This is a genomic window from Moorena sp. SIO4A1 (assembly GCF_010672065.1).
Lineage (GTDB): Bacteria > Cyanobacteriota > Cyanobacteriia > Cyanobacteriales > Coleofasciculaceae > Moorena.
Map to the genome: position 1 here is coordinate 40350 of NZ_JAAHHX010000032.1, position 26944 is coordinate 67293.

Below are 26944 nucleotides of genomic sequence, written 5' to 3' on the forward strand. Positions count from 1 at the left end.
CGATAGAAGCGACTACAAGCAAAGCGGTTGTTTTTTACTACTAAACAAGATTACGGGTAAGTGAATACTAATCACCGGCTAGTTGACTATTGCAAGTTAACCTAATCACGTCCCTGCGATTGAACATCACAGAGCAGAATATCACCAGTGCGGTAGTACACAGAGTACATAAATCCCACTTAGGTTTTTCTCAGGACGGTGATTTGCCTTATTGAAAGTGATTATCACCGATTATTTTGTTTCAGAAGGCAAGAGGGAAGCAGTGGGAGACTACTGAAAGACACCAAAATGAACTAGTTCATTTTGGGCTTCTCAAGCCAGTTTGTGGAGTGTCAGCGTCTTTTGTTTTGATCGACCAAAACTCAAATCACTAATAAAAGAGGCTCGCAATAAGCAAGAAATGGTTGTCAAAAATATTACACCTTACACTGAGTACGAACCATGTGATCGGGCTTCGTTAGTCAAAAAGAAGACTATGGTCTTACTGGAACGGATTAACAATTCCGCCGGTGATTCCATCTCAGTAGCTGAGTACGCCCTCCAAGTTTTCTTCTCTCACGGAGTACTGGAGAAGGCGTTACGAAAAGAAGTAAAAGAAAAATTTGGTTTTAGCCAGCAGAAACTCTGGTGTTGGCGGGTATCAGTAATAGACAATAGTCCATTAAAATACCGAACTAAATTCAAAAAAATGTTTTACGAGAGTCAGGAACGAGTCAAAGGTGAGCAAACTCAAGGAATACCCCCTTATCAATTGTTTGTCTATTGGCTTATTAGCTTGCTCTTAGTTAAACCAGAAGGAAGACGACGACGAAGTTACAAAGAAGTCGCCGTAATTCTACTCGAATTTTTAAACTACTTCACTCCAGAAAAATTCACTGAGGCATTAGATAGATGGAAAGCAATACATCAACCTGGTCAGAAGCAATCGATTTTTTAGTAGACCCTGAAGGTAAGGGAATGTCAGAAGCACAAGCAGTAGCCGCTTTAAAAAAAGCAGGTTATGAACCTTCTGACACCAAAATCCCCGACGACATAATTACTGGACTGGAAGCCGTCTATCTAGGGATAGAAGAAGCTAAAGAAAAGATTGAAGAGTCTGTAAGTGGCAAAGGTGGAGAGATGACAGTCTCCAGCCCTGAAGAAATTGAAACATTCTTCATTGACGCAGCCACTAACAAGCTTCAGACTTCGGGTTGTGCTGGGTTGCCTCTTGAAGTGATCGGCTTCATGGCTCAGAACGAAATTGAAGGGTCTGAATTTGTAGCTGACTTTCTCCATCAAATTAAGATGGCCAAGTTTGAGAAGCGGATGCAGACTAATCAGCGGAAGTTCACTAAAGCAGTCCTTGGTGCTCAACAAGAGAATCGTAGGGAACTCAACGACATTTTCGATCGAGGATTCGTTGAAGCTGTCACTGATGAGCAAGATGAAGAGCCAGAGGTTGAGCTTGAGGATTACCGCAAAGCAAACAAAGAAATGGCAGTCAAATCTCAAAACCAGGACTCTGCCCACTTTAACTCTGTGTCAACACCAAAAAAAAAGTTAACCCAAGCTCAGCTAGTTGCTCAGGTCTTAGCAAACAGGTCGAGCCAATGAAAAATAAAGTAGACGGCATTTCCATGTCATACATGCTTGGCTTCTTGTCAATGTTGATTGTGTTTGGGGGCTGCGGCACCCAAGTCTACTTTGGAGTTTCTGATCAGATGGTCAATGCCTCCATTGACCGTCGGGTGGAAAGCGAGGAGAGACAGAAAGACCGAGACCTTCAATCCCAGAAGAACACTCAAGACAGAGCCAGGGAGTTGGCTGACAATAAGGCCAAAAACAAAATCATCAACGGGTTCCGGGTTTATATTGCCAGCGAGTATTATTACAACCCAGCTGCGCCTACTCCGCCCACTGAAGAGTATGTGTGGAAATTAATCAACAACATAGTCCCACAATCCAAAAACGGCTATGTATTTGCAGGGGACAGTAACAATCCTACTACCTGTTTCGGATGGGCTAACAAGAAGCAGTTTTATTTTGTCGGTTCACCAGACAAGACTGAAGCACAAAAAGCAAAAGACGGCTGTACTAATTACCACAAACAAAACTGGAGAAACTAATGGGAATTGGCCAAAGAAGGTATCGGGCTACTAGAAACGTGGGGACTTACGAAACGTCTCAATCCCAACAGCAAACAGTCAATCACAATCAATCAAGAAACACTCAAAAGTCAGGGCTTTACTTTGTAAAAGAGTACGAAAACATCCTTGACCAGATTGAAAAAATTGTGGCAAGTGCAGCGGCAATGTTGGGTTTGACCGTGGGAAAAATTACCTTGTCAGTAGGTATGAGATTGGTAGCTATGACTATCTTTTTTGTTTTCTCAACTGTTGTTTCAATTGATAGTTTTTATCAAATCAATGGGGGAATTAGTCTGATACCTTGTCCAGTGAGGGATGAGCCTTGGATTGGTTGGGGAATAACTGGTTTGCTCAAGATAAACTTGGCTCGGTTACTTTACAGTGCAATCCAGACCTTGGTCTTCAATGCAGCCCAATCAATCTTTCTTCTGATTCAGACGTCTTCTCGGTTGGTATCAAACTGGCCGGTAGGTCAGAGAAAGCTACTTTGGGTTTCAGGCTTGTCCTTGAGTGCTTGTGAAGCTATCTGGGTTTTTGCAGACAGATGGCCGCTAGACGTCTATTGGATCCCAGGGTTGAAAATAGGCGACAAAGTAGCAATGTCCATTGCCTGGACTGGGTGGAATGTTTACGTTGTTTTTGCTATTGCGATTGGAGCCTCATTGTTTGGTCTTACTAAACTAACAGCAGAGAGCGAATTAGGTTACACCAGAAAATAATAATAAATCATTAATATCTACAAACAAAAGAGGGTGAAAGCCCTCTTTTTTATTAATCAGGAGAAATATAATGCATTACGATAATCAGGATTTTATGTGCGATGAACTCATCTCAGACCATAATTTTATCAGCGCTTCGGACATCAATGAAAGAATCAAACAACTAGTTCCATATCCTGAATTGAGGATGTTAGCTAACCCTCGCCTTTGGATGACCAAAAGAATGGATTTACTGAAAGACCATGGAGAGGAAGAAGGTGGAAAAGTCCGAGGAGCAGAAGCTTTAGGATTGACTGGAATGGTAGGAGGGGGGTTGTTGTGTCTGGCGTCTCCGCTGTTGGGACTTACTGCTGTAACTTTTGGGGGATTGTCTTTCTGTACAGCCGTAGCTACAGACCACCGGCGTACCAAGTTGTTTAAAGTATTTTCTTTGACAGCCAGGGAAGTGGGAGAGGCTATCGAGCGTAAATTTCATATTGACCTGCCTGTCAACCAAGAGCAAGACGACGGGTGTTACTATACCCCAGAAGAGGCGGCCTACAGGTTCCAAGAGCGTCAGGTAATTGAACAGCAACAAGCAGCAAAGGCAAAAGAAGAGGTAAGACCCATGGTTAAACTAGATAACCAATGGAAGTTTCTCCCTCCCAAAGAGTCATCTGAGTTTCAGTTTGTCCGATTGTTTATTCGGGAATTGGACATTGCAATGAGAGACCCAAAACTGACTATTTTAGGTCGCTTCCGTCTGTACTTAGACGTCTGTCATCAAGACTACGTAGAGGAGCGAGATACCGGTTACTTACCTATCATTGAGAAAATCGCCAATAGGTTCCCTGTAGAGCAAACTATTGACGTCCAGGCTATTGAAGAAGGGGTACTTCCGGTTAACATCACTAACCGGTTAAATCAAGAAGCCCAAATGACATTTAGGGCTTCTCCGGCCATGGCGCTCCCAACACAACAGCCGGTTGAAACACCGGTTTCCTTCCCAAAGATGTCGGTTCCCAAAGAAGGCGTAAGCGACCAGCTTACGCAAATGGACATAGAGGACATAGACCTGGGAACTGAAGAGTGTGGTTTCACTGCATTTAAAAAGATGATTTACCGCTGTTTGTTCATTGGAGGCGGACAGCGCAGTGGTAAGACCTACTTGTCTGCTAATTGCTGTGAAATTGAAGCAGCAGAAGGTCACATTGTCATATATATAAACTTTGCGACAACGGAAGTAGACGTCAAAAGTGACAAGTGGGCATTTGTGCCTTCAGAGCACAAGATTGAAGTAGACTTGGATGACATGGACACCGAGGAGGCTCGGACTTGGGTGGCCAGAGGGTGCGACTTACTGAATAAAGCCAAGAAGCTGGTTAAACTATCATCTAAAACAAAAAGAAAAATCTTGGTTGTAGTAGACGAGTTGGGAGTAATTGCAGCCAAAAGTCACACTCATGGCAAAGAGAAGGTATGTGATCCATTCTTAGAGCTACTAGCCGGGATGATTACCAAATATTCCAATACAGCGATCAAGTCTAACATTGGGTTACACCTGATCAGCGCAGGAATATCTCCCCAGGTCTGGAATGATGCAATAAAGAACGCCATCAAAACCAACTGTAGTTTAGTTATCAGTTCTATTAACCTTGGGCGTTCTGTTGTAGACCCCGATACCGGTGAAGCTGTTTACACAGATTATGGAGTATTAGGTTCTCTATCTAGAAATTTCCAAGGTTCTTATCAGGACATTACCCCTGGCCTAGATAGCATCTACGTAATCCTAGCGAACAAGAAGTGGTACAAGTCAGGCAGTCCTGCTGACCTACCAAAAGTCCCTGTAAAAAAAAACTATCAGGATGCTAAAGTAGAGGAATTCCCAGAGAACTTTGATAAATTAATTGAAAGGCTGAAATCTACTATTGAAACAGACTTCTGGTCTTTTGCTACGAATGACTTAGGTTTAGAAGATGGCGCTGCTATCAGGACTTTGATAAACGGGATAGCTATCTACCTAGAAGAAAATGAAAAGGAGTTAGGCAAGCGTTTCTGTCGAACTAAAGAGTTCAAAAGGTGGGACGCCCGTTACTCTTACCCTTGGTACCAAGAGGTTAAAAAAGAGGCTATTCAACGAGTAAGAGGAGTATGCCCCCTGTGCCAAGAGGAAGAAGCAAAAGAGCTTCATCATTTGGAGTACCTAGGAGGGGAGGATTCAGAGGACAACGTAGCAGCAGTATGTCCTGGATGCCACAAAGAGATTTGTCACCACCCCGACAATTGGATCAAAGGTAAGTACGACGACATTTGGTCTTACCATTCGACGGAGAACTTCTCAAAGGTAATACTTCGACAAGCCGCTGAAATGTAAAGAAAACCCCCGGCACTGCGCCGGGGGTTTTTCGTATCTAATGATTTGCTAACAACTGCTGATAGGCTACTTTATCTCTTGGGGTAAGTTCCCTTGGCTGCCAAGGGAGTGGCCTCCCTGCCTCAAACTTAACGTATTCCATCGCAAAATCCAGACGCTGTTTCAGTGAGTAGTTAATCATCAGGCTAGTGAGGTAATAGTATTTTTGAGTTGGCTCATAGACTCCCCAGCAAAGATATTCTGGGACCCCTTTGGTTACCTGGTAGGTAATAGCCCCTTTTATCAAAAACTCCTCTGCCTCTCCGTTTGGGGTTACTCCGTACTTCAACCCTCTAATCTCTAAAGGTGAATGCCACATAGTCCGATGGAGACCGGGAGGCATGGAGTGCTCCTTTCTTGTCGGGATTATAGAACCTACTAAAGTCAATATCATTCCGGAGTCTTTCTCTATCAAAAAATTGAGAGTCGTGTTTACGTCAAGGCTTTTTTTGTTCATTTCGCGTAATTACAGCTAGGTCTCCTTTTTTTTTAACTTGGTCATTTGCTGATATCCGAGGTATAATAAAAAAAGATAGGCGAGGCGAAACAAATGGATTACGCAAGGGTAGATACAGCAGGACTGAAGCCAGGGATGATTAGCGCTTGGTTGTGTAGCCCGGAAGTATGGCCGTTATTGACCAACTTAGAAGAAGAACAGAATGGTTGGTACTATCAAAATTATGAGTGGGATGGAAGTAGCGTGTTAAGGCTTCCTAAGGAGCACGTTTCAGCTTTTCTTAATTGGAAGCAGACTAAGATTGAAGAAATTGTCGCCACTTTCAATGGTACTATTCCTGTAGAAAAAAAAGAGCGGAATCCCGCCCTGACTAAAAAACATACACCAATCGATGTGCGTTCATATACTAGCACGGCAGAGTATCACCGCACAATTCCCCGCCTTGTAAACGTAGGGTCTCAAGATAAACAAGGAACCACCGAATTTTTAAGAAGTAACGACCTGAATCAAGAAGTTGCAAAGTTGTGTAGCCAGGACAACAACGATCAGGTCTACGACTCTCGTCTGTATGTCAGTCCCTGTGGACGAACCAATGAATTAGAAATTGACGAAAGGTTAATTTTTTTGTATGAGAAATACGTAGGAAAAATCAAATCTGCGGATAAAGAGGTAGAGCGTCATGACTACTTGCCTTTGGTTAACTTTTCAAAAATAGCGAATGAAAATCCAGAAATCTCTATCAATGACTGGATGAAGTCAAACAAAGGACAGAAAGCTGTGGAAATACTGGCTGATTCCCTTTGTATTCCCAGGTCTCAGATTGAAGATTTTGCTTTACAGCATGACGAAAATGGGGTGACTTGGATAGCAGAAGATTTACTTCCAAGCTATTTTGATCTTTTAAAGAATGGAGACGTTGAGGACAGAATTGAAGCTCCTACCAATGACAAAAAAGTTACTAAGAAGGTAAAAAGAAAAGCGAACAAGATTCCTCACGACTGGCTTAAAGTCAGAGATATTCGAGTGGTACTGAACAAGAAACTAAAAATCAATGCTACAGCTCAGCAATTAAACAAAATACTACAAGAAGAAGGACTACAGGAGAAGATAGGAAAGAACTGGAAAGTAACCAGCAAAGGGGAAAAAGTAGGTACTGGTGCCATTATTAGATGGAGTCCAGAAGTTGTTAAAGTTTTAGAAACTAAATTAACAAAAAATAAAGAGCTTTGTACTTTAGCAGAAATCTTAAAAAGAATGAAAATCAAAGCCGGTAACGCTGTACAAAGAAGGGACGTGCTAGGCAAAGATGCCAATGAAAGGCTGGCATTTTTAGGGCTACAAAAAACTGGTATTTACACAACAAAAAAAGGGAAAGAGTACAAGGTCTGGTTTCCTCAAGAAAAAGCTGCTAATTTTTCGGGAATGAAAAACAAAATAACGTTGTGGAATGAATCCATAATTGACGATTATCTACTAGACTACTTTTACGAGACACAGCATATTCAACTTCAACTAAAGGTCGCTTAATGGATTACCCGAGGATCCTTTCACTGGTAGAAGAGTATAACGAGGCTATAGCTAGCTTAGAGCAAGATGCGATCGCGAGACTTACGAAAAGCCTAGACGTATCGCTGGAGCAACTACTGGAACGTCTGAATTCAAAGTACCCAGACATCAAAAACAACCTGTCTATCCTCCCAGCTCAACGTTTGCTTTTGATAACGAGTGAGTTAGGAGAACTGCTCAATATAGTCAGTAGAAGCCAGGAAGAGAAGCACACAGAGATATTTAAAGGTCTAATAACCGAAGGGCATAGGATTGGAGCGGAAGAGGCTACTGAATTGGTCAAAATGGTGGACCCAAGCTTTGAGGTCGCTTCCTACTCCAAGGTTCCTATCAAAGCCGCAGCTATTGCTGCAAGTCGAACTTACAAGAACCTGCTGGGGTATGGCGAGCAGTTTGCTGACAACGCTTCCAATGTAATTTCTCAGGGAATAATCCAAGGATTAGGGAGTAGAAAGATTGCTGGAGTTCTTCGCGCGATGGAAAAGAAGGCCACCAAGGTGCAGGTAGAAAGGATTGTCAGGACGGAAACAGCAAGGGCAGCAATTGGCGCGGTAAAGCAGTTGTACACTGACAGTGATCTCAGGTACGGCGTATGGGTCACTACAGTTCAGGATGTTTGCCCTTGGTGTATCGGGAAGTCTGGAAAGATTTACCGAATAAAGGATATGGTGATTCCCCAACATTTCAACTGTCGGTGTTCGATTCTTCCTGTCGCACCTGATTGGGCTCGCGATGGTATTTTCGATTTTGTCGCGATCGATAACTATTCAAAATCTGTTAGAGAAGGAAAGAGGGTGAGGACTGACAGGGCTTTATTTGAAGCTGCTCCACCGGAAGAAGTAACAAGGGAAAAATTTCTTGTAGCTAAGTGAAGCGTTGTGGTAAGATGAGGTTAGTTGTTCCCCTACCAAAGACAATGAACCAAGATTATTACAACTTAACAAAATACATTATTTTGATGTATAACAGGGAGGCTTTCCTGGATTTAAAAAGTATAAGTCAGGAAATAGATGGGAGTTACTATGAAGCCTCAGGAATAGATCCAGAGTATTATTGTAATGTTTATCATTCTCAAGGTCAATGTCAAGTTACTTGTAATATTAACCAAAAGGAAAAAGATGGGATAATTTCCGTGTTTAGGTACGAAAAAGTGTTTGAAACTGGAATTCCAAGGCAGTTAATAAATAATCCAAATGCTGTCTTTATTGTTGACAAAAATACGCTTATTCGAGCCAAGCTAAACAACACTCCCAACTCCCATCGGATGGTCTATCCGGCAGGAATAGTGTTTGACAAAGAGAACAGGAGGAAGTGCTTGGGACATTTTGGAGTCGTAAAATTCAATTAAAATCAATAATTAAAAACTAAAAAAGTCAATGAAATTTAAGCTTCATTGACTTTTTTTTCGCCTTTTTAGAGATAATGATAATACAGTATATCAAGCTATTTTTCAACGCTTATGGTCAGTTTGTTAAGACAGCAGCAATTTCAGGTCGTAATAGGGGAACAAGTAGTATTTAGTAGTGGAGACGGTTTACTGAAGAACGTTAGCGTAACTCTATCGGAACAAGACCGGGCTAGTCAATGCGCTATTGATTTTTTTGATCGCGATGCCAAAATAGCGAACCTGTTCCTTACCCAGTTCCAAGAGCAAGGTGGTATTCTAACTCCCGACGGATTGCTTACCGAAACAAAGAAGAAGGATGGAGCACCCACCCCTAAAGCAAATGTACAAGGGAGACCAAGGGGTGATGATTTGGCCAGGGAAATCGTGGACGAAGCTAAACGGCAAGGGATTACTCAGCTGGAGCAAATAGCCTACATCCTAGCCACGGCTCAACATGAATCCAACATGGGGCAGTACTGGGAAGAGATAGCAGACGGCACCGCTTACGATGGTAGGGCAGATCTAGGCAATACTCTTCCTGGAGATGGGCCAAGGTACAAGGGGATGGGGTTGGTTCACATCACCGGACGTAGGAATTATGCGCTTGTTGGGGACAAGCTAGGAATACCATTACTGGAAAAACCTGAATTAGCAAAAGAGCCTAAATATGCATTAGTGATATTGACCAAAGGAATGGTTGAAGGGTGGTTCACTGGGAGGACATTAGACCGATATATAAAGCCGGGACTTGTGGATTATGTAGGGGCTAGGCGGATAGTCAATGGCACTGATCGCGCTCAAAAGATAGCAGGCCATGCTCGACAGTGGGAAGCAAGACTTAGAGCCGGGGAGTTTGCCACAGGAGAGTCGTCATCTCCTGTGGCTGCCAATAAAGTAAGTTCTGTTGTACCCCCGGTATTAAAAGGTCAAGGAATTAGGATCAAGATAGGCATAGGATTCACAGGAACCGAACTGGTCACATTTGAGTACTTCATGACGGGCATTCGGACATCTGCAAATAATTCAACCAGAATAACTGGAAAGCAGTTGAGGTTCATGCTAGGAAAGGAACCTCGGCTTAGTAAGATCTATCAAGGACTAACCTTAAGGCAGGCGGCAAAGCTATTGCAGAGAGAAACTCAGATTAAAATAGATATTCCAAGAGGAGAAACAAAAGTCAGTGAAGTTATTAACTTTAATCGCAATACGTATCAGAACTTGTTAGAAGTAGCTCAACAATCTGGATTTGTCGTGAGAGGTTCTACTGACAAAATAAAAATACAACCAATAACTTTTGGAGATAAAATTTTAGAAGTCAAAAGAAATCAATTATTGTCAGGCTCTTACTGGGGTGATGAAGCGACCAGTAATAGACTGATCAAGGGAAAGGTACTGACCGACTCACTGGTTTCTCAAGAAACAACAGACGAAATACTAGATGAGATCAATCAGCTTGCTGCTGGCATTCAACCTATCAAGTCAGTAATAGATGAAGGAAAGGGTATTGGGAAGGGGTTTCTAGGGAGGCTGGTCATAGACCCTTACAGAACCCCAGAGATTTTAACCATAAAACCAGGGGATTTGGTTAAATTCTCAAAAGAGTTTGTCTACAGCTCAGCCATGCAAAGGAATTACAGAATATCGGAGGTTGGCCATTCTCCAGGGGCTAGTGTTCTAGACATTTATTTACCAGTAGCCGTAAAAGGCAGGCCAAAGAAGAAGGCAATTACTGGAGGTAAAAAGGGGGTTAGCAAGGTAGCAAGAGAATTGCCCCCTCAGTGGAAGGTACCACTGAAAAAAGGGGATACAGTGGCCGGATTCAGAGTTACATCCCCTTATGGCTTGCGGGTCCATCCTTTAAGCGGGCGCAGAAAAATGCACTGGGGGGTCGATATTGGGGCGCAAACCGGAACTCCGCTGTATGTAATTGGTGATCAGATTACCTTGAAGCGATTCTTTGACCATGCAGGGGGCGGGAATGTGGCCAGGTTTGAATGGGCAGGGATAACTTTTGATTACCTGCACTGCGCTGAAATTGCCCGTGAAGGGGTCTATAAGGCGGGGGCGCAGATTGCAACAGTAGGAAACACTCACGGTCTTCCTGGGGTCACCATGTATCCTCATCTGCATTTTCAGCAAAGATACACCAACGAGTTTTCTGAAAAGGTCAGTCCATTCAAAGGATATGTGTATTGGGCTTTAACCGGCAAACCACCTGTATAACACACGTCCACGTCCCCAATCTAAACGTCCATGTTTTTCATTACTCTATATATTATTGGAAAACGTGGACGGATTAATGGACGTCCACGTTTAATAGAAACCAAACAGAGCAAAGGGTTCAGCCTAATTTCTTGCAACTTACTGATTTCTGGGCGTCCACGCACAAAATCACACATTTCCACACACGTCCACGTAATTTAATTCTCCGATTTTGGGGGAATTTCAAAAGTTTCTACTAGAACCTCAGACTCTGGGAACACAGTAAATAACTTGAGCTTGGTTGTGTACTTGGAGTAGTTTGGGGTCGAATCAGGGACTAAATTTACGATCGCGGTAAATCGGAGCACCAAGTTTGCAATCCAGTTAGTTCCCTCAGGTTGCTGCAACTGATAATTCAAAAGCCAAAGTGGAACTATTACATTGGGGTACGGAGGTCGTTGACCTACTAGGGTATACAGTATTGCATCTGTTATTTGCTCTAGACTGCTTCTCTCTTCTTCAGCGTATTTGTACCTGCGAGCTGTCATTACTAAGATAGAAAGTTCATAAGTGAGTTCTTGAGTGGTTACTGTATAGCCCTGTGGACTTCTTTCAGGTTCTGCTCCGATCACTTGAGGAAGCGCTATTGATACAAACCCATTTTGACTATCATCTGAGTAGTCAGCCGCCTCTAAAGGAAGAAGAGATACTGGAATCCCTACCTTTTTTAACTGTTCCCTTAATGGGGTTAGTTTGTCAGAAATCCAAAGATCTAATATGCTAGCTTCAATCATTCCGGGTAACTGTTGTCTCTGTAAGTATTCATTCGGTCATCAATCAAGCTTATGTTGAGGCTCCCAAGCTTGGCTAAGCTCCATTGACTTGGTAATTGCTTTGGTTGTTCTAACTTGTCGATTAAAACTGTTACCAAGCCTTCTTTTATTCCTTCTATTTGTTGAATCAGGTACTCAATAGATTTATTGAGTATCATTTCCCCTGGACTTCTTTTGCTTGGGAGGAAATAGTTCATCATTAACCTTTTGATGTCCTGAGCTATAGCTTTAGGATTTCCAGTGTACGACGCAATTACGTCTACTGTGATAGTCACTATGTCTATTTGCGACACTGAAATCAAGGCCATAGCAGCTTTCTGATTTAGTACGGCTTGTAAGTCTACTATTTGGGCAGCGTTGAGAGGGACTAAATTTGCGTTAATAGCAAAGACATGGACGTACCCATTATCAAAAGTTATACGGTCAGGCTTGAGCCTTGCTATAGCTACCGCCGCAGACCCTTGACCTAAATGTTCTGTTGTCTCCGTCTCAAAATCTTCTTGACTTACTAGTGCCCTGACCCGCAGGGACCGGAAAATAGTTTCTCTCCATTGTTCATCTGTTTCTGGCTCTGTCCCTCCCGAAATATCCCCCAACAGGCTTAATGATTCTATTCGCTCAAGACCCTCTCTTGTGAAATTGACAACGGAGCCTACTGGTTGATTCCCAAGTTCCCCTGGTTCTAAGGCTATGATGTCCATGATGCCAGTACTTTCCCCTGCTCTTATATTTGGGTCAGTCTCTGAGATGTAATCAATCCCTCCTATTCTCAGCTCTCTTCCTGGCTCAATATTGGTAATGTCTGGATAAAGTGCATTAAGTGTAACCAGCACTCTCCCCACCGCCTTATTTCCTTTGCTTCTGGTGAACCCAAATATAGCCAGTCGATTTTTTTCGATCTCACTAGCCACTTCGTTCATATAGCCTTGAAGCTGTACCGCTATTGTTGCCATAGCTTCAATGATTACTGTGGCAGGAGAGAATGGGGGCATCCGAAGCTTTCCCGAAGTTTTAGCAATGGCTACCTGCCTTCCTATCTCCACCAGCTCTTCTACACTTTTATCTGTAACTTTTGGAATAGTCATGGATTCTTCCGGACTTGACAATATAGCCGGGGTATAATATAGTAGAGATAACAAGAGAGGTTCAGACCCCTACCAAAGAGACGAACCTCTCAACGCTGCCCAAATATGCAAGGACAATACACTCATGTTATCAAAAGATGCTAGCTTGGCTAATAAGCGCTCTGTTCGTGCTGGCCAGGAATATTACACTCCGATAGAAGGCCCGCTAGAGTCTCGGAATAGCTACCTGCTGGATGACGAATGGGAAACGGTAGAAGCAATTGTGAAGAAAATGGGATTGTCTTTAGCTGTTGGTGAGATTACAACACTAAAGGTAGATTTAGCTCAAATCTCTCATAAGCTATCCGGTTGTCGTAAGATTTATCAACATCAATCACTATACCTAGATACAGCTCAAGTTCGATCAGCTATCAAAAAAGCTGTTAAATCGAAAAAAAATCTGGGGTATACTCCCGGGAAGTTTACCGGTTATAATTGGGAGAGAAAGGGGATGCCTCGTTGGTAGATAGCAGCGAGAACCTTGACCTGAATTAAACACAAAAAACCACCTTGGGTTGCACCGATCAAGGTGGTTTTCCTTATTAAAACCCCACTACTTTCCGGAAAGCAGTGGGGGTACAGTAAACACTTCGTCTATATCATGACTCTTTCATGGTATAGTCGTGGCTGAAATTTAGTAGCATATGGCCAAGTAATCTAGCTGCGTTATAGGCATCATCTATCCCTCGGTGCAGGGACCCGTCAAAATTTAATCCCAAGATTTCAAGAGCTTTGGGGATCGACGTTTCACGATTCAGTTTTTGCGCGATCGCAAAAAGACAAGAAATGTTGATATGCTTCTTCTTGAATGGGTATGAGGTCTCGGTGCGCTCACACTGAGATTGAAACATTTCACGGTCGTAATCTCCCCAAGAAGCCCATACCAGTTCTTTTGAGTCGTGTTCCTGTTCTAAGATCTTGCACCCCTTTTTGAAAGGTATTCCTTCAAGGTCAACCAGGTCTTGAGTTATTCCAGTTAGTTGGGTACAAAATTCGCTAACTTGCGAGTCTACAGGTTTGATTGTTATTGTCTTATCTTTCCTGGATGTAAGGTCATTTATATCTAGTGAAGCTACTCCAATCTCTATTATTTCGCTCACCTGTCCTTCTGGAGGACTTGGTTCCCAGCAAGTGGATTCAATATCCACCACTAAAATTCGGCTGTAATTTGTTGGCATAAACTTGACAGTTGCGATTAGTTGCGGTATAGTTCAAATAAGAGGGCACCAAAAAAGATGCCCAACAATAAACACTTAATTCGTTTGTCTTCCATTATAATGCTAGAAAACTATTTTCTTTCTACCCTTCCTCTGGAATCTAATGACGTAACACGTGCAGAGGTCTACGCAGAAATTGAGCATCAAATGAAATTGACGCGCCAATACATTGCTAAGTTTCAACTCAAGACCTTACGTCATTACGTGTATGCAGAGTGTGTGGGGCATGACCCTGTTACGCTGTCCCGCATTTGGGATATGCCAGAAGACAGTCTGGATTTGTATTTGGACTTACGAACTCTGCAAGTGATGAAATGCCTTTATCAGTACGCGGTTCAGCAGTTGGAGAACAAGATCTGCACTGATATCTCTCAGATTTTCTCTCCATTAAAGCAGCACCTTGGAATTTTTGGGATTACTTTGTGCTGGCAAGAGCGACCTGCCCCCGCTTTCGTAAGACAATCATGGGCTGCATAATTTGTGACTAGCACAACAAGCCCCCTGGATTAGTTGTCCAGGGGGCTTGTTGTTGGCAATTAGAAGAAAAAAACTAGTGCCTGTGTTGAAGAGAAGGCACTAGAACAGGAGCAGATTAAATTATATTATAGCATTTCTTTAACAGTTGCGATTGATTGCGGTAAGATAAAATCAAGAACGAAACATAATATCCAAAATGTACAAACTCAAAAAATTACGTAAATCCTGGAATGCAATGTCTGTTGAAGATCAGGTAGCATTCTTTGACCAGTATGTAGAGAAGGCAGACGAAATCATTGAAGGAAAGCTTCTAGAAGAAGATCCTTATCTATCGCTTATAAAAAGATTTGTTGTTGGAACAATTGGTTTAGGAGCGGTAGTATCTACCCTTGTTCTAGGCAAAATAGCGGCTCAAACCATTATCGAAGTAGCTGAAATGATAAGCCCTCCGATTTCCCCTCCTGCTGTCCAGCACAATATCCCATTTTTTAACCCATTTGATTTTCCTGACGAACCATCTATAAAAGATCCTGTTAGGTGTTATCGCCTAAAAGGCTCCGATACCCCTGTTCTCTTTGCTAACGCTGGAATCGTCCTTAAATCCACTGGACTGGAAACGTGGGAAGAGGTTGATAAAGAGGATGTTGAAGGTTACGACTGCTCTCACCTAAAAGCTGAATAACTACAAAACCCTACCCTTGTCTTGAAAGAACCCCAGCAAAGCATCTGTCGCTGGGGTTCTTTTTTTTTATCCGGATTGACATATATACCCTGGGTATACTAAATTAGAAACAGCAAAAGCGCAATAAAATGGCTGGCTAATGAAGCGGTAATAGCCAGCCAGAAAAGATAAAGAAACGAAACGTAACTTTTACATTCTAAACCATGGAAGTTGTAGTAACCCGTCATGTAGAGGTAGAGAATCTACCCACACGTTTAAAAGACAGAAGAGAAACCCTGGGACTGACTCGGAAACAGTTACTAGCTCTTATAAATCAGGAAGCTGAGGCTTTATCTAAGCGTAGAGGGCTCTCAATAGAAGGCTTGTCCGTGGCTTTTATTGTGAAAGTCGAACTTGGTCAAGTAGAGCGAATTTCAGAGACTGCCTTGAGCCTTTGGCAGAAAGCTCTTGGGATAAAAGTTATAGGGGTTAATTTTACTTGTCGTGATGAGGGATTAAACCGGGCTGCCCGTAGCTATTCTCCAGTAAAAATAAATAGTAGAGGAGGGAAGAAAAAAAAATCTAATTATCCGGGTTGACAGTGATACCCGGGGTATAATATAATGTAAGCAGTTAAGACGATACGAAACAAATGACTAACATTAAAACAGCCAAAGACCTACAAGACTTCCTCGGCTACCCCACCAAGAAGCTCAGTATGAAAGGGTTTAAAAAGCTAATCAAAGGCCGCACCTGCACCGTCCGAATTGGCTTTCCCACTGGAACTTTAGCTCCCCGCTCCTCTTATCCCAGCACAAATATAGCCTGCCTTCTAATTGGTCTTGGACACGGCAGGACAGTAAAAACTAAGCTGACTTGCGGAACTACCTATGAGCGATACCTGACTGTTAAAAGCTGCAAAAAAATAACAGGTCGGGTAAGTGTAGACTTTCAAGAAGCTTACGTTAAGAAGGCTCAAGAGTTAGGCTATAGCCCTTATCAAGAGCGTCTAGAGTGGGATTGGGAAACCACCGCTGAGTTGGAGAGCCTAGACAAAGAAGCGCTGTATTCTTTCTTGTACAAGCTTGCTTGTTGTAGTAAGTAATAACTCCTAAGCGCGGGGAGCTCTGAAATCCCCGCAAAATTTTCCCAAAAAAGTTTTCAGTTTCTTCCGGGTTGACGGTAATACCCGGGGTATAATATAATGTAAGTAACAAACAAGGTACGAAACACATGACTGACTTAACCAACATCTTCGACCAAACTCTAGCTACTACCTCTAATCCCACTCCTCCGCAGCCCTTAAACGACGTTAGCAACCTGATAGATCAGGAAATCAAGTCTCGTCAAAAAATAGTTGACCTGTTTGACCAAGCTATTAAAGCAGGACCACAGCCTACTCCATCCCAGCAGAAGCTAAATAACGCTATCCAGGAAGCGGAAGATGCCTTGGATGACCTAATTCAGTAAGCCCTAAAAGAAACTGAAAATTTTCCCAAAAAAGTTTTCAGTTTATTCCGGGTTAATAGTAATACCCGGGGTATAATATAATGTAAGCAGTTAAGACGATACGAAACAAAACACCATGATTAACCTAGATAACCTCGGCCAACTAAACATCACCGCTCAACAGTTTCAAGCTACCGGTGACCGCCAACACTTAGATGTAGCAATCAAGCTAGTTAACAACTCAACCGCTGACCGCTGGACTCCTCAGCAAAAGGTTGCAGCCCTCCAATTACTAGCTGACAAGGGCGCTGTTTTAGAGGGCAACCTAATTGACCTGATTCTTCCTAAATGGCAGCAAGAAGAGCTACATGCAGCTACTGAGAAGCGATATGAAGGCCAGTTCACCTTAGAAATACGCTTTGAGTTCATCTGGGAAGAAGGCCGTGGAATCAACAATTACGTTCCAGTCCTTCGTAACCTGATTCGCCTGGTGGGCACAGGAGAGGCGAAAAGCCCTCTGAATGAGTCCTGGGTCAAAGCCAGCTCTTACTGGGCATTCAGCAAGGCTTACACAGAGAAAGATGACGACGGAAACGTAGTTAAGCGCTGGCCAACCATGAACCGGGCTGAGTACATTTTGGTCAAGTACCCTACCCTGACTGACTTGCTTAAGTAGGCTTATGTGTGCCAGTCTAAAAAACTGGCACACTTTCTTGACAATTTGGTTATAGCCGGGCTATAATAAAAGTAACAAACAAAGGATACGAAACACATGAATTACACCACCACAACTCCCGATACCGACGAAAATCGCGCTACCGCTCTAGCTAGCTTACGCAAAACCTATTTGTTACTAGAGTTCGTCTGTGAATCCAACTATCATTTTGTTATCACCAAAGAAGAAATTCTTGAAGCCGTGCTTGGGATGCATCCAGAGGATATGTTAATTCGTTATGGAATGCCAGAGGACGAGGTTATTGAAGAGTACTTAGATGTCGCTACTTTGGAAGAAATTCAGCGTCGGGTCTATGCTAAATGTAATGTCCCACACGATCTTGAAAGCTGTCATACGGCTCGTGACTACGCCATGGTTTTGGTTTTTAATCTGTTGACTACAACAGGTTTAGAATACGCAGAAAACGTTAAAACTTTCTACCATCGCTTATTAGCTAAAGGCCGACATATTCCCGCTCATGGTATCTTTTTTGAGATTGAAAGTGAAGAGTCAAAAGCCTGCTCTACTGCTATCACAGATATTGAGCAACACCTGCTAGCCACTAATCAGTTCGCTAAATAAATCCTTCCGCTCCGGTTAGTCTCTTTGAACCGGAGCGCTCGGTGCTCTAATTATACCTAGGCTACAACCACCCAACAAAGGATACGAAACACATGAATTACACCACCACAATTCCCGATACCGACGAAAATCGCGCTACCGCTCTAGCTAGCCTACGCAAAAACTACCTGATACTAGACTCAATCTTGACCTCGGGTTTCCATTTTGTAACGATCACAGATGAGATTATTGAATCCGTGATTGGAATGACTCCAGAAACGTATTTAAGTTCCTGTGGAATGCCAGAAGATGGTGCGGTAGAGGAATACCTTGATGTTGCTACACTGAGAAAAATAGAGTCTAAGGTTCTCGAAAGAATAACTAACCGATAGACCTCTCGGGTTCCCCAATAGGGAACCTTCACAGGAGTAAACAGAAAAAAGGAAGCGAAACTAATGTCTGATTTAAACCTAATTCAAGTTGATCAAGATAATTACTTTACTACGCGAAAAGCCGCTTTAATGGGGCTTTTGGAGGCTGATGAAAGACTAAACTTAGAGCTGGACGATTACGATTCTTACATTACGGTTAAAGACCAGATAATTGAAGTTGTATTCCATCAGTCAAGACAAGAGCAATTGAAGCAGTGGAATCTTCCGGACGGAGTTATACTAGAGAGGTATTTAGAAGTAGGAGAACTGAACTTGTTAGAAAAACTAACTAAAGCAACCCTTAAGTCCTCTTATGATCTTGTTACCCAAAACCCTATTGATATAGTTCCAAATATTTCAAACACCCTAGAAACTTTAGGGATAAGTCTGTGTTGTCGGCAATCAAAGCCTGCTCCCTACTTGAATATCGAAGACAATTATGATATACTATAATAAGTATTGGAACGCCACAATCCAGTAATTATTAAATATTGTTTCGTATCGTCACCCTCTGATCTTGTTCAGGGGGTTTTTCTTGCGCTAGACTATATGCGACTCATATCGAGTCCTCCTTGAGCCTTCGCCTTCCGCTCGGGGGGTTCGCGTTCGGTTGTGGAAGGTTTCCGATTAAACGATGAAAATTCTTTATAAAATTCAATATGAAATACCTTCGACAACAGGAGTTATAGAAGGGGAATTTAACCTTAGGCATGTCGGGATAAACCAGTACGAGTATCTGATGATGTTCTTAAATATGCTGGGCTTGGAGCAAGAAATGCGCCTTCAGAAGGTGGAGCCTTCAAATGATGAATTTTACCCAGGCAGTCAAATCTTGCTAAGACTGCCAGAGCTTAGCGAAAAACTGGAAGTTGAACTAGATACTTACCACGAAGTGGAAATAGTCCAAGTTGTCCCTAACATTTCTTTCGGAAATAACGCGATTGAAGCCCTTACTGTTATAGGGAGGACTATCCGATAGGGTTTGGTATAAATGGCGGCGGACAATGTTAGGATATAAGGACAATTTCTCTAAGCGGCTTTGATACTCTAGCCGTATTGTAGAAATAACCTGTACAGCCAAAAAAACCCCAGGCGATTCACCTTGGGGTTTTTATTCGTTAAAGAAAACTTTTATAAGCTAGAAAAGCTGAGAAGCTAATTCATCTAATGTTGTGCCTTTGAGGGAAGACAGGCAACTTGTAGCCTTGTCGTTACTCTTTGCGGATTCAGACTCCCAATACGCCATGATAGTTGCAGCAGGAGCCAAAAGCTTAGACATTCCCTTGTCATGCCTTTGGCTGTACAGGTTGTAAGACTTATATTGCAAATTTCCAGAGCTTATGAACTTTAAGACGTGAGCTAAATCTTTTCCAACAACATGGGCAGCTTCGTGGCAACAATAGAAATATTGACCATCCAACAAGACAACTTTTATCCCAGTTTTTCCAAAGTATTTTAATGTTGCTTTCCGATAATCAGTTATTCCCATTTGGGATTTTTTGATTTTGTATTGGGCTGCTAGCTCGTCTAACTTTTGAGCTGTCGCTGTCAGATTAGGTGACATTTCTGGCATTTATTTGTTCCATTTCTTTGTTATTTTATAATATATAACAACTAATCGCAACTATCAAGATATTGCTTTAAGATTTTTAATGGAATCGGGGACTGTTTGAAAATACAGGATAGGTTGTTTCTGGCCAAACTGAGTCACCACTTCCCTCCCCCAGTACTCGATGTTGTCCCCTGTTTTTTGGTAGACCCTTGTCAGCGGTTCCCCAGACCAGAACAGGTAGCTGTCAACTACAGTTTGCCCGTCAAAAAACCCGACGGCCTCCTTAAATACTGCGATCGCGACAGAAACGGATTCATTCTCGCGCTTCAGAAGGAGGTTATCCTTGTTTCCAGGGTCACGGGGGCAGTCGGCAATCCAAGTGTCTGTGTCTACGCTCAACGGGCACTTGGTCATGTCCACACAGTACTCTTCCCACAGTAGAAACCTATTGGCTGGTCCGTCCGGAAAGGGAATATCGTAGGTGAAGGCTGACCGCTTTTCGTCCAGCTCTAACCAAAAGTGCTTAATTTCCTCTACTTCTTCCAATACCTGTATCTGGTAAAGGTGAGTCAAATTCGGTACTCCTATTAGCCGAGCCATGAGTTTTTCAACGGTCAAATCCCCACCTAGTTTCTTGAGTTCCTTTAGTCCTTCAGGGTAGTCATCGCAAGGAAAGCTGTGGCGGGTTCCGTTGTGGTGAAAATTGAGCTGTTTTGCCATAATAAAAACCCCCTGAACGCAGGAGGCCAGACTGTGAGAAATTTTTAGTTCCATTTCAAGGTAACAAAAAACCCGGCGGCAAACTAACCGGGGTCGGACAGTGATAAAAAGGAATACTGAGATACTAACTCAGGGCATCTATCAGGCTAGTGTACCATTTTAGCTGGGTGACCGTTTTATTGCTGCCGCGCCCTGCTTGTAGAATCATTTGAGCATGGGGTTCCCCTTTCTTAGTAGGCTTGTAGGTCTTCTTCTTTCCGTCCATTATTACTATTTGGAATCCCCAATCGATTAATAGGAGGTTCATCTCCCGCGCATTCGTCTGTAGTCCGTGTTTTTCACTGAACAGCTTGGCTATCTCGGTGACTGTTACCGGTTTCTCCTCTACCGGTACCTGTAAGAGCTTCTTAGCGGCTTCCATAGTCTTGGACAGGACGGGATAAAGTCGAGCGATTTCATTGGCCTTAACTCCGGCTATCAGGCGAGGGTTAACTCCAGTGTTTCCCAAGACCGTATCAATGGCAGTTCCTATTGATTGGAAATCGGGCGTTTCCGTTTTTGGCGCGATCGCGGACTCTGTTATGGAGTAGTTGCCGGTTTTGCGGATAGAAGGAAGTACTTCTTTGGCTATCCATTTTTTGAAAATTTTAGCTTTAGGCTTCCGAGACTTAAAAATCAAGCGATAAAGACCAGGCTCTTTCACTGTTAATACTTCTCGTTTTCCGGCGCTCCCGTGTATAGTGTACACGCCACGCTCTTCTTCGTCATAGTTACGCATTACATTACGCGCTTCCCCGATTCCCAATACGTCACAAACGTCTTGAGCTATCCACTCAGGTACCTCTGCGGTACCAACAAAGCGAACGTCTTGACCTTCAAAATTGAAAATAGAAAGGTTAGATGTCATAATAAGGTATGTCCTTGATTATTGGGGGACTAGAAGCCTTCCATGGTGCCTCGTAAGCTAGTGGGGGCTTCGCTGATATGATTTTACCACAACTAATCGCAACTTTAGCCTTCCGTTTAGAGACCTTCCGGTTGTAGAATAAAGCAACAGCGCTAGCTGGGCGTGGTCACCCCTGCTCCCTCGGTGCGTCCGTGGGGTCGCACTACTAGCAACACCTAGAACCTCCTGCGGCCTTCCCAGGGGGTTCGCTGTTACAATCAGGATTTACCTAGGAATACCATGACTACGTATCCGTTCGCGGTTTATGACGAAAAAGCTACCGAATTAAAAGCAGGGGTCAATGTCAACTTAAATGGAACAGACTTGGTTCTGTCTCCGTTGATTCTCTGGAGTAAGGTCGGAAATGAGCCGGTAGTAAAAGACCTTAGGGCTAATATCTATTTTGGGAGTAGCTTTAAGCCAGTACTAGAACCGGTGAAAGGAGAAGCAGAAGATAATCTCACTGTTTCAATCAAAGAACTAGAGAAAGGTACTGAGTACCGTTGCGTAACTTACCTCAAAGTGTCGCTTGCAGGGAATGCCGACGAAGCGAATGACAAGGCGTATTTATGCTGTTCTCTCTGGAATTCCCGTCTTGATCGCTGGAACAGTTGGAGTGCAAGGATTTTCGCGGACGTCCATGTTTTTGAGGCGTCCACGTTTTTCAATAATATATAGAGTAATGAAAAGTATGGACGGATCTATGGACGTCCGCGTTTAAATTTTGTCCTCTTACACCTACGTCCGCCAACTTCTCTTTGGACATCGACAGCTTTGTTCGCTTCTCAGTTATGGGTCACAGTTTCATCCCCTCATCTCCGAGGACATTGTTAAACTGCATTAAGGTCGTGTCATGCCAAAATCTAAAATTTCACCTTTTCCAATAGAATTTATTTTTAGACTGTGCTCTCCAAACGTGTCAGTGTACGTTGGTTCAGCTATTAATCACCCTCAAGTTGTACGCTGGTATTCTGACTTGTGGGTATACGAGAATTGGGAAGAAGATGCTGCTGTTTTATTTACTGGAGTACTCATGTTCGATCCTTTAGAAGCCCACTTACAGCATAAAAATGAAATATTTACTGATGTTTTAGAAAGAAAATTAATAGCACAAGTTGATGCAATGATTAATAAAAAAAACTATAAAAATTAAGCATGGATGTAAAAAAAGAAAGGTACAGCCTAACTTCTGAAGATTTACCTTCTATTGTTCCCCTGCATCTCCGAAGGAAAAGGCGTAACCGGTTTTGGTATCCTCCTGGCCATCTCAGGGGATGGGTATCGGCGATTACAGTTGCTTATTCGGGGACTCTCTTTTTTGTCTCGATTGTTTCGGTTTTACCTCGCGTCCTGAGAGTCGCTGTTTTCTCTGTAGGTTTTGGTGTGGTGATTGTCGCTATGCTATTCGGGATTGCGGACTACGAAGGAAATGAGCGGTTCTGGAACGTTGCCGGTATCGTAGGGTTGTCAATCCTGACAGCGGCATTTTGCCACTGGGCAATCTATTGGAGTCAGGAATGGGAATTAGAATCACAATTACAGCATGGACTCTTACCCTTAGTGCAGCTGTTGGTACTTTAGGGCTTGGAAAGTGGGCTGGTCCGGTCTCTTTCTTCGTTGCATTAGGAGGTCATGCCGTTGGTACGATCGCGGACAAAAAGGAAGACGAACGGGAACAGCGGGAACAGATTCGGGCAGTAGCAGAGCAGGTAAGCGAAACCGACAAGTATTTTTCTCCACAAATTGTTACCACAGGAGACCAGAAGGCCGATCTGATAAAGCAGAAGTTCAAACAGCTGGGGATTGACTTGGCCTTTTTGGGGGTAACCAAAGGGTCTGCTTATGACCGTTACCGATTTGCTCCCGGTCCGTTTCAAAAGATGGCTGCAATAGATAACCACGAGCCTGATCTTCAATACCTCCTTTCTTCCTCGATGGTTCCACTTGTGTCTAAATCTAATGAGGGAGTTTGCATAGACATCCCAAGGGGGAAACGAACTTTCCCAGAGTACGAAATCTTACCGAGGCCAAACGGCCACGCTGTGATTCTGCTTGGGTACGACCTCGGTGGCAAGCCCTATTTTGTGGACCTAGGAGCACCTAGTACTCCTCACTTGTTAGTTGGAGGCTGCACCGGTAGCGGTAAGTCTGAATTTATCAAGATGGTCATGAGAAGCCTGATGGATTGGTACACGCCCCAAGATATCCAGTTTGCCATTATCGACACCAAAGGGTTTGATTTTGAGTTTGCAAAAGGACTGGGAGAGTGGTTGTGGCGACCAGTAGCTAATGAAGTAGAGGATGGGGTTTCTCTGCTGCGAGAACTGACAGAGGAAATGGATCGGCGGAAGCACCTATCGGATTTGTCAGGCGTTTCCCGAATTGTCGCGATCGTAGACGAGGTTACTGACATTAGTAACTCAGGAATCAAAGAGGTCAAAAAAGAGGGCAACCACTACCTTAGTGTGATTGCAAGAAAAGGGCGGAAACCAAAGGTACACAGCTTAATCGGAACCCAAAAACCTTTGGCTAGCCACCTTCCTTCAGATATCAGAGATAATCTACCGATCAAAGTAGCAATGCGCACTAGTACACGGGAGGATGGTCATACCATCACTGGAATAAATGTTAGCAGCGAGAAGCTTTTAGGTCTAGGGGATCTCTTCTGTCTTGTTCCCGGTAAACCCTTAGTACGCCTACAGTCCCCACTTGTTACTGTTCCCACTCGTTCCCTTTTTACATCGATGAGAAGCCAAACTGACTTGGTGTGGTTGACCCCTAAGGAGGCCAAAATTGTCGCGATGGTGACCAGTCGGACATTGGCTAGGTGGGCGGACTCTGGTAAAATTGTCCACAAAAAAACCGACAGTGGACACCGTCGGTATAATAAGCAATCTTTGATGGAGTATTTAGAGTCTAGAACAGACTAAGCTGCCCTGGGGGTACAATGTTTTCTTACCCTTAGGCCGCCGGGTATTAAGTTTCTTGGTCCGTCTATCAACCTCTAAGTTTGCCTCCTAAGCGGTGACTAGCGCCACCTTTAGTGGACCCACCGCCACCCTTGACCCGTTTGGCCTTAATTCGGTAGGCGGGAACTATGACCAGAGTTTTCCGTCCGGTGACAGTTTTCTGCCTACCTTTTTTTGTTGTACGTTTAGGAAATCCCATTATTGCCTCCTGTTACCTGTAATTTCCATTTGGTTCATGTGCGATCGCTGGGAGATTTAGGTTTACCGGTTCTCCTTCGTCACCTAGCTCATCTACTGCGATCACAATAACAGCCCCTTTGTGAAGGATCACCGGTTGAGTGGATTGAATGGCTTCCGCGTAAATCCCCATCGGATGCCGCTGTCGGGTTTCGGAGTAAACAACCCTGCCAGGGCTAGCTCTACCGGCTACAATTCCGACGTAGTTGTACCCCATCACGTTTTCTAAAGTGATGGTTTCGTCTTCTTCCTCGTAATAAATTTCAGAAGTGTTATCTACTCTGCCAAGTATTAGGACATAGTGCCTTCCTTTGGGAGTTCCAGGAGGCTGCATAAAGAACTTGAATGTAGGATCTCCAACGTTCTCAGGTTCTATGCTGTACGCCTGATTGTAAACATTGATTACAGGAAAGTCGTTGGTTAAAAAATATTCATTCGTTTGTTGGCGGTTTGGTCGTCTGCTTAAAGTGCTTACTACGTTTTGAGAATCGATATCTGGTCGGATGACTATCCGACTTCTTGCCCATTCAGCTATATGAGGGTTGCGCTCTAGCAACTTAGCAACATAGCGATCAGTGTAGATGGCTTGCATTTGATACCCTTGGCTATCAAGAATATCCCTGGCTTTGTAAAAATCGTCTAACGGGTCTGCCGCTTCTGACACTTCAGTTCCATGCCAATTATTTGTCCCAGTTCTGGGGTTGGTTGTTGCGTTATGTACACTAGAAGCGTTTCCGTCAATTTGACCGGCAACCCAAGCATTGTTTAATGGATATCGGAAATTAATCTTCTCAAAATAATTGTTAACTCCAATTCTAGTGCTACAGAATCGCAAAAGAACCTCCCATCTCATTACCTCGCTTTTGGTGACCAATCTTTGAACCAAGTTGGTTCCAAAGTCGATTAATAAAGAATCCCCAGCTGTGCCGTGCTGATCATTCTTTAGAGCTAGAGTCACCTGATCTAGTTTGGCAGCGGTTAATTGATCAGCTGTACTTTGATCAGAAAGGGAAACCCTTATCTGACCAATCATTATACTGTCACCCTGCATTGGGGGAGGTGAGTACCTACCAGTATCTAGTGCCACGGGAATGCGGTAGCGCATTTCATCCCGCTCAAAATACCGAAGAAATGTTGGCTCGTCTGGAAGTATACGAGCACCTAATAATTGATTGTTGGGAGTCCCAAATTGTAAAAAGGGGTTATCTGCTATCTTCTGAAAAATTTCATTTTCCAAGAAAATGTCATGGAGTTCTGCCCAAGTAATCATGGTTGACCTCCTTCATCACTCCAAACTGGAGCAAGTCGATCAGCCGTTGGGTAAACAGAGGTAGGGAAGCGTTTCCTAATCTCCGCTATTAGTATTGCTATTCCATTTTTTCCATTGTTATCTTCACCGCTCGGGATTTTGTACTCATCATTTTCTTTGTTTTCAAATAAAAACTTCCAGTCTGGTAATAGATTTTCATAAACACGAAAACCTGTATATCCTACTATCAAATCAACTTGAGGATTATTTTCCGGATAAGTGTTGGTGTCGTAAACAAAGCCGAATTCACTATCCACGACTCTTCTAAACATCTTTCCTATTTGATCTTTTACCGTGTCTGATGAATCAAATCGGTAAGCCTTCCCACCCTCCTCTATTACCCAGTCCTTAAAGCTAAATAAAGGCTTCCAAAGACTAGACGTGTCATTCATGGCTCCTCTACCATTGAGGTTGACGTCAATAGTCCCATCTCCGCCGACTTCTTTGTATTTGAGGCTTAACTGGTTAGTGTCGTAGGGTCTAAATAATAACCTTCCTGAATGGATGATTCCATCCTTGTTGTCTTCCGTTATGAAGTCCGAGGGATTTACTCTTGCCCCTCCTGCAAGCATATGCCATGGCCTAACGTACTCTGCCATCCATCGGCCTGGAAAGGTATTTACCTGGCTCCAGGGTTCTTCATTTCTACTTGAGACAAAGTACTTATTTGTTACAGGTTGCCTTTTAGTCACCTATTTGTGTTATTGTCGCCCTACCAATTCCTGCTCGATAGGTAGCTGACTCCTGTCAGCGGTATTACGCTTTCTCCTGATCACGTTGAGAAATTATAGCACAGGTCTACTAGATAGTCTAACTTTTTGGACTTGCGAGGCAAACAAATTCTTTTCTAAGTTTAGATAAAAGCTTTATCTTGAAGTCTCTTGTTATTCT

34 protein-coding genes are annotated in these 26944 nt (G+C 43.2%); 24 read left to right on the plus strand and 10 right to left on the minus strand.

What is annotated here, in order from left to right; translation table 11 throughout:
• Positions 1-400 precede the first annotated feature (400 nt).
• From F6K53_RS21000 to F6K53_RS21020, 5 genes are all read left to right on the plus strand, one after another.
• Positions 401-937: a hypothetical protein gene (locus F6K53_RS21000; RefSeq protein WP_293082016.1), complete on the plus strand. Its 537-nt coding sequence runs from the start codon at positions 401-403 to the stop codon at positions 935-937.
• Complete coding sequence (locus F6K53_RS21005) at positions 892-1596, plus strand: hypothetical protein (protein ID WP_293082018.1); 705 nt, start codon at positions 892-894, stop codon at positions 1594-1596. Before F6K53_RS21000 ends, F6K53_RS21005 begins: the two co-directional genes overlap by 46 nt.
• Entirely contained in the window at positions 1593-2108 is a 516-nt protein-coding gene (locus F6K53_RS21010) for a hypothetical protein (protein WP_293082021.1), read from the plus strand. The genes F6K53_RS21005 and F6K53_RS21010 overlap by 4 nt, the downstream gene beginning before the upstream one ends.
• Positions 2108-2848, plus strand: a complete 741-nt coding sequence (locus tag F6K53_RS21015; RefSeq protein ID WP_293082024.1) for a hypothetical protein — start codon at positions 2108-2110, stop codon at positions 2846-2848. The genes F6K53_RS21010 and F6K53_RS21015 overlap by 1 nt, the downstream gene beginning before the upstream one ends.
• A gap of 70 nt (positions 2849-2918) precedes the next feature.
• On the plus strand, positions 2919-5201 hold the full coding sequence (locus tag F6K53_RS21020) for an HNH endonuclease signature motif containing protein (RefSeq protein WP_293082026.1): 2283 nt from the start codon (positions 2919-2921) through the stop codon (positions 5199-5201).
• A gap of 37 nt (positions 5202-5238) precedes the next feature.
• Here F6K53_RS21020 and F6K53_RS21025 read toward each other — a convergent pair whose 3' ends face one another.
• On the minus strand, positions 5239-5583 hold the full coding sequence (locus tag F6K53_RS21025) for a hypothetical protein (protein WP_293082029.1): 345 nt from the start codon (positions 5581-5583) through the stop codon (positions 5239-5241).
• 207 nt (positions 5584-5790) lie between these two features.
• On the opposite strand from F6K53_RS21025, the gene F6K53_RS21030 reads away from it, so the two are divergent.
• The 4 genes from F6K53_RS21030 to F6K53_RS21045 all read left to right on the plus strand — a co-directional run bounded on the left by F6K53_RS21030 (position 5791) and on the right by F6K53_RS21045 (position 10873).
• The gene (locus F6K53_RS21030) at positions 5791-7224 is read left to right on the plus strand and encodes a hypothetical protein (protein WP_293082031.1); all 1434 of its coding nucleotides are present in this window, start codon (positions 5791-5793) and stop codon (positions 7222-7224) included.
• A complete protein-coding gene (locus F6K53_RS21035) occupies positions 7224-8135 on the plus strand; it encodes a minor capsid protein (protein WP_293082034.1) in 912 nt (303 codons plus the stop codon). The genes F6K53_RS21030 and F6K53_RS21035 overlap by 1 nt, the downstream gene beginning before the upstream one ends.
• Before the next feature lie 14 nt (positions 8136-8149).
• The gene (locus tag F6K53_RS21040; protein WP_293082036.1) at positions 8150-8611 is read left to right on the plus strand and encodes a hypothetical protein; all 462 of its coding nucleotides are present in this window, start codon (positions 8150-8152) and stop codon (positions 8609-8611) included.
• Positions 8612-8941: 330 nt separating this feature from the next.
• Complete coding sequence (locus F6K53_RS21045) at positions 8942-10873, plus strand: peptidoglycan DD-metalloendopeptidase family protein (RefSeq protein WP_293082039.1); 1932 nt, start codon at positions 8942-8944, stop codon at positions 10871-10873.
• A 197-nt stretch (positions 10874-11070) separates the two neighbouring features.
• On the opposite strand, the gene F6K53_RS21050 is transcribed toward F6K53_RS21045, so the two are convergent.
• Positions 11071-11646, minus strand: a complete 576-nt coding sequence (locus tag F6K53_RS21050; RefSeq protein ID WP_293082042.1) for a hypothetical protein — start codon at positions 11644-11646, stop codon at positions 11071-11073.
• Entirely contained in the window at positions 11643-12770 is a 1128-nt protein-coding gene (locus F6K53_RS21055; RefSeq protein WP_293082044.1) for a baseplate J/gp47 family protein, read from the minus strand. The genes F6K53_RS21050 and F6K53_RS21055 overlap by 4 nt, the downstream gene beginning before the upstream one ends.
• A gap of 124 nt (positions 12771-12894) precedes the next feature.
• Between F6K53_RS21055 and F6K53_RS21060 the strand changes: the two genes are divergently transcribed.
• Positions 12895-13275 (plus strand): hypothetical protein, encoded by a 381-nt coding sequence (locus F6K53_RS21060; RefSeq protein ID WP_293082046.1) that lies wholly within the window; start codon positions 12895-12897, stop codon positions 13273-13275.
• Positions 13276-13408: 133 nt separating this feature from the next.
• Here the strand turns inward: F6K53_RS21060 and F6K53_RS21065 are convergent, their stop codons facing one another.
• On the minus strand, positions 13409-13987 hold the full coding sequence (locus F6K53_RS21065; RefSeq protein ID WP_293082048.1) for a 3'-5' exonuclease: 579 nt from the start codon (positions 13985-13987) through the stop codon (positions 13409-13411).
• 84 nt (positions 13988-14071) lie between these two features.
• Here F6K53_RS21065 and F6K53_RS21070 point away from each other — a divergent pair, with 84 nt between their 5' ends.
• From F6K53_RS21070 to F6K53_RS21115, 10 genes are all read left to right on the plus strand, one after another.
• On the plus strand, positions 14072-14503 hold the full coding sequence (locus F6K53_RS21070) for a hypothetical protein (protein WP_293082051.1): 432 nt from the start codon (positions 14072-14074) through the stop codon (positions 14501-14503).
• A gap of 235 nt (positions 14504-14738) precedes the next feature.
• On the plus strand, positions 14739-15185 hold the full coding sequence (locus tag F6K53_RS21075) for a hypothetical protein (RefSeq protein ID WP_293082053.1): 447 nt from the start codon (positions 14739-14741) through the stop codon (positions 15183-15185).
• Between the two features lie 203 nt (positions 15186-15388).
• The gene (locus F6K53_RS21080; protein ID WP_293082056.1) at positions 15389-15763 is read left to right on the plus strand and encodes a hypothetical protein; all 375 of its coding nucleotides are present in this window, start codon (positions 15389-15391) and stop codon (positions 15761-15763) included.
• 53 nt (positions 15764-15816) lie between these two features.
• On the plus strand, positions 15817-16269 hold the full coding sequence (locus F6K53_RS21085; protein WP_293082059.1) for a hypothetical protein: 453 nt from the start codon (positions 15817-15819) through the stop codon (positions 16267-16269).
• A 128-nt stretch (positions 16270-16397) separates the two neighbouring features.
• Positions 16398-16634 (plus strand): hypothetical protein, encoded by a 237-nt coding sequence (locus F6K53_RS21090; protein ID WP_293082062.1) that lies wholly within the window; start codon positions 16398-16400, stop codon positions 16632-16634.
• A gap of 115 nt (positions 16635-16749) precedes the next feature.
• Positions 16750-17289: a hypothetical protein gene (locus tag F6K53_RS21095; protein ID WP_293082065.1), complete on the plus strand. Its 540-nt coding sequence runs from the start codon at positions 16750-16752 to the stop codon at positions 17287-17289.
• Positions 17290-17385: 96 nt separating this feature from the next.
• A complete protein-coding gene (locus F6K53_RS21100) occupies positions 17386-17910 on the plus strand; it encodes a hypothetical protein (protein WP_293082068.1) in 525 nt (174 codons plus the stop codon).
• Positions 17911-18002: 92 nt separating this feature from the next.
• Positions 18003-18281, plus strand: a complete 279-nt coding sequence (locus tag F6K53_RS21105) for a hypothetical protein (protein ID WP_293082071.1) — start codon at positions 18003-18005, stop codon at positions 18279-18281.
• Positions 18282-18344: 63 nt separating this feature from the next.
• On the plus strand, positions 18345-18773 hold the full coding sequence (locus F6K53_RS21110; RefSeq protein ID WP_293082074.1) for a hypothetical protein: 429 nt from the start codon (positions 18345-18347) through the stop codon (positions 18771-18773).
• 181 nt (positions 18774-18954) lie between these two features.
• Positions 18955-19299: a hypothetical protein gene (locus F6K53_RS21115; RefSeq protein WP_293082077.1), complete on the plus strand. Its 345-nt coding sequence runs from the start codon at positions 18955-18957 to the stop codon at positions 19297-19299.
• Positions 19300-19458: 159 nt separating this feature from the next.
• On the opposite strand, the gene F6K53_RS21120 is transcribed toward F6K53_RS21115, so the two are convergent.
• From F6K53_RS21120 to F6K53_RS21130, 3 genes are all read right to left on the minus strand, one after another.
• Positions 19459-19893, minus strand: a complete 435-nt coding sequence (locus F6K53_RS21120) for a hypothetical protein (RefSeq protein ID WP_293082080.1) — start codon at positions 19891-19893, stop codon at positions 19459-19461.
• Between the two features lie 54 nt (positions 19894-19947).
• Entirely contained in the window at positions 19948-20592 is a 645-nt protein-coding gene (locus tag F6K53_RS21125) for a hypothetical protein (RefSeq protein WP_293082083.1), read from the minus strand.
• 124 nt (positions 20593-20716) lie between these two features.
• Positions 20717-21499, minus strand: a complete 783-nt coding sequence (locus F6K53_RS21130; RefSeq protein WP_293082086.1) for a BRO family protein — start codon at positions 21497-21499, stop codon at positions 20717-20719.
• A 279-nt stretch (positions 21500-21778) separates the two neighbouring features.
• Between F6K53_RS21130 and F6K53_RS21135 the strand changes: the two genes are divergently transcribed.
• From F6K53_RS21135 to F6K53_RS21150, 4 genes are all read left to right on the plus strand, one after another.
• A complete protein-coding gene (locus tag F6K53_RS21135) occupies positions 21779-22216 on the plus strand; it encodes a hypothetical protein (RefSeq protein ID WP_293082089.1) in 438 nt (145 codons plus the stop codon).
• 175 nt (positions 22217-22391) lie between these two features.
• Positions 22392-22691, plus strand: a complete 300-nt coding sequence (locus tag F6K53_RS21140; protein ID WP_293082092.1) for a hypothetical protein — start codon at positions 22392-22394, stop codon at positions 22689-22691.
• 2 nt (positions 22692-22693) lie between these two features.
• Positions 22694-23119: a hypothetical protein gene (locus F6K53_RS21145; RefSeq protein ID WP_293082095.1), complete on the plus strand. Its 426-nt coding sequence runs from the start codon at positions 22694-22696 to the stop codon at positions 23117-23119.
• Entirely contained in the window at positions 23056-24468 is a 1413-nt protein-coding gene (locus F6K53_RS21150; RefSeq protein ID WP_293082098.1) for an FtsK/SpoIIIE domain-containing protein, read from the plus strand. The genes F6K53_RS21145 and F6K53_RS21150 overlap by 64 nt, the downstream gene beginning before the upstream one ends.
• A 67-nt stretch (positions 24469-24535) precedes the next feature.
• Here F6K53_RS21150 and F6K53_RS21155 read toward each other — a convergent pair whose 3' ends face one another.
• The 3 genes from F6K53_RS21155 to F6K53_RS21165 are packed head-to-tail and all read right to left on the minus strand — an operon-like array spanning position 24536 to position 26745.
• Positions 24536-24706: a hypothetical protein gene (locus F6K53_RS21155; protein ID WP_293082101.1), complete on the minus strand. Its 171-nt coding sequence runs from the start codon at positions 24704-24706 to the stop codon at positions 24536-24538.
• Positions 24707-24718: 12 nt separating this feature from the next.
• Positions 24719-26014 carry a hypothetical protein gene (locus F6K53_RS21160; RefSeq protein ID WP_293082104.1) on the minus strand — a complete coding sequence of 432 codons (1296 nt, stop codon included), beginning with the start codon at positions 26012-26014 and terminating at the stop codon, positions 24719-24721.
• On the minus strand, positions 26011-26745 hold the full coding sequence (locus tag F6K53_RS21165; protein WP_293082107.1) for a hypothetical protein: 735 nt from the start codon (positions 26743-26745) through the stop codon (positions 26011-26013). Before F6K53_RS21165 ends, F6K53_RS21160 begins: the two co-directional genes overlap by 4 nt.
• Positions 26746-26944 lie beyond the last annotated feature (199 nt).

Excerpts from the sequence above, each read along its gene's own strand:
- F6K53_RS21000 (WP_293082016.1), top strand. The coding sequence starts at position 401 with ATGGTTGTCAAAAATATTACACCTTACACTGAGTACGAACCATGTGAT.
- F6K53_RS21005 (WP_293082018.1), top strand. The coding sequence starts at position 892 with ATGGAAAGCAATACATCAACCTGGTCAGAAGCAATCGATTTTTTAGTA.
- F6K53_RS21010 (WP_293082021.1), top strand. The coding sequence starts at position 1,593 with ATGAAAAATAAAGTAGACGGCATTTCCATGTCATACATGCTTGGCTTC.
- F6K53_RS21015 (WP_293082024.1), top strand. The coding sequence starts at position 2,108 with ATGGGAATTGGCCAAAGAAGGTATCGGGCTACTAGAAACGTGGGGACT.
- F6K53_RS21020 (WP_293082026.1), top strand. The coding sequence starts at position 2,919 with ATGCATTACGATAATCAGGATTTTATGTGCGATGAACTCATCTCAGAC.
- F6K53_RS21025 (WP_293082029.1), bottom strand. The coding sequence starts at position 5,583 with ATGCCTCCCGGTCTCCATCGGACTATGTGGCATTCACCTTTAGAGATT.
- F6K53_RS21030 (WP_293082031.1), top strand. The coding sequence starts at position 5,791 with ATGGATTACGCAAGGGTAGATACAGCAGGACTGAAGCCAGGGATGATT.
- F6K53_RS21035 (WP_293082034.1), top strand. The coding sequence starts at position 7,224 with ATGGATTACCCGAGGATCCTTTCACTGGTAGAAGAGTATAACGAGGCT.
- F6K53_RS21040 (WP_293082036.1), top strand. The coding sequence starts at position 8,150 with ATGAGGTTAGTTGTTCCCCTACCAAAGACAATGAACCAAGATTATTAC.
- F6K53_RS21050 (WP_293082042.1), bottom strand. The coding sequence starts at position 11,646 with ATGATTGAAGCTAGCATATTAGATCTTTGGATTTCTGACAAACTAACC.
- F6K53_RS21055 (WP_293082044.1), bottom strand. The coding sequence starts at position 12,770 with ATGACTATTCCAAAAGTTACAGATAAAAGTGTAGAAGAGCTGGTGGAG.
- F6K53_RS21060 (WP_293082046.1), top strand. The coding sequence starts at position 12,895 with ATGTTATCAAAAGATGCTAGCTTGGCTAATAAGCGCTCTGTTCGTGCT.
- F6K53_RS21065 (WP_293082048.1), bottom strand. The coding sequence starts at position 13,987 with ATGCCAACAAATTACAGCCGAATTTTAGTGGTGGATATTGAATCCACT.
- F6K53_RS21075 (WP_293082053.1), top strand. The coding sequence starts at position 14,739 with ATGTCTGTTGAAGATCAGGTAGCATTCTTTGACCAGTATGTAGAGAAG.
- F6K53_RS21080 (WP_293082056.1), top strand. The coding sequence starts at position 15,389 with ATGGAAGTTGTAGTAACCCGTCATGTAGAGGTAGAGAATCTACCCACA.
- F6K53_RS21085 (WP_293082059.1), top strand. The coding sequence starts at position 15,817 with ATGACTAACATTAAAACAGCCAAAGACCTACAAGACTTCCTCGGCTAC.
- F6K53_RS21090 (WP_293082062.1), top strand. The coding sequence starts at position 16,398 with ATGACTGACTTAACCAACATCTTCGACCAAACTCTAGCTACTACCTCT.
- F6K53_RS21095 (WP_293082065.1), top strand. The coding sequence starts at position 16,750 with ATGATTAACCTAGATAACCTCGGCCAACTAAACATCACCGCTCAACAG.
- F6K53_RS21100 (WP_293082068.1), top strand. The coding sequence starts at position 17,386 with ATGAATTACACCACCACAACTCCCGATACCGACGAAAATCGCGCTACC.
- F6K53_RS21105 (WP_293082071.1), top strand. The coding sequence starts at position 18,003 with ATGAATTACACCACCACAATTCCCGATACCGACGAAAATCGCGCTACC.
- F6K53_RS21110 (WP_293082074.1), top strand. The coding sequence starts at position 18,345 with ATGTCTGATTTAAACCTAATTCAAGTTGATCAAGATAATTACTTTACT.
- F6K53_RS21115 (WP_293082077.1), top strand. The coding sequence starts at position 18,955 with ATGAAAATTCTTTATAAAATTCAATATGAAATACCTTCGACAACAGGA.
- F6K53_RS21120 (WP_293082080.1), bottom strand. The coding sequence starts at position 19,893 with ATGCCAGAAATGTCACCTAATCTGACAGCGACAGCTCAAAAGTTAGAC.
- F6K53_RS21125 (WP_293082083.1), bottom strand. The coding sequence starts at position 20,592 with ATGGCAAAACAGCTCAATTTTCACCACAACGGAACCCGCCACAGCTTT.
- F6K53_RS21130 (WP_293082086.1), bottom strand. The coding sequence starts at position 21,499 with ATGACATCTAACCTTTCTATTTTCAATTTTGAAGGTCAAGACGTTCGC.
- F6K53_RS21135 (WP_293082089.1), top strand. The coding sequence starts at position 21,779 with ATGACTACGTATCCGTTCGCGGTTTATGACGAAAAAGCTACCGAATTA.
- F6K53_RS21140 (WP_293082092.1), top strand. The coding sequence starts at position 22,392 with ATGCCAAAATCTAAAATTTCACCTTTTCCAATAGAATTTATTTTTAGA.
- F6K53_RS21145 (WP_293082095.1), top strand. The coding sequence starts at position 22,694 with ATGGATGTAAAAAAAGAAAGGTACAGCCTAACTTCTGAAGATTTACCT.
- F6K53_RS21150 (WP_293082098.1), top strand. The coding sequence starts at position 23,056 with ATGGGAATTAGAATCACAATTACAGCATGGACTCTTACCCTTAGTGCA.
- F6K53_RS21155 (WP_293082101.1), bottom strand. The coding sequence starts at position 24,706 with ATGGGATTTCCTAAACGTACAACAAAAAAAGGTAGGCAGAAAACTGTC.
- F6K53_RS21160 (WP_293082104.1), bottom strand. The coding sequence starts at position 26,014 with ATGATTACTTGGGCAGAACTCCATGACATTTTCTTGGAAAATGAAATT.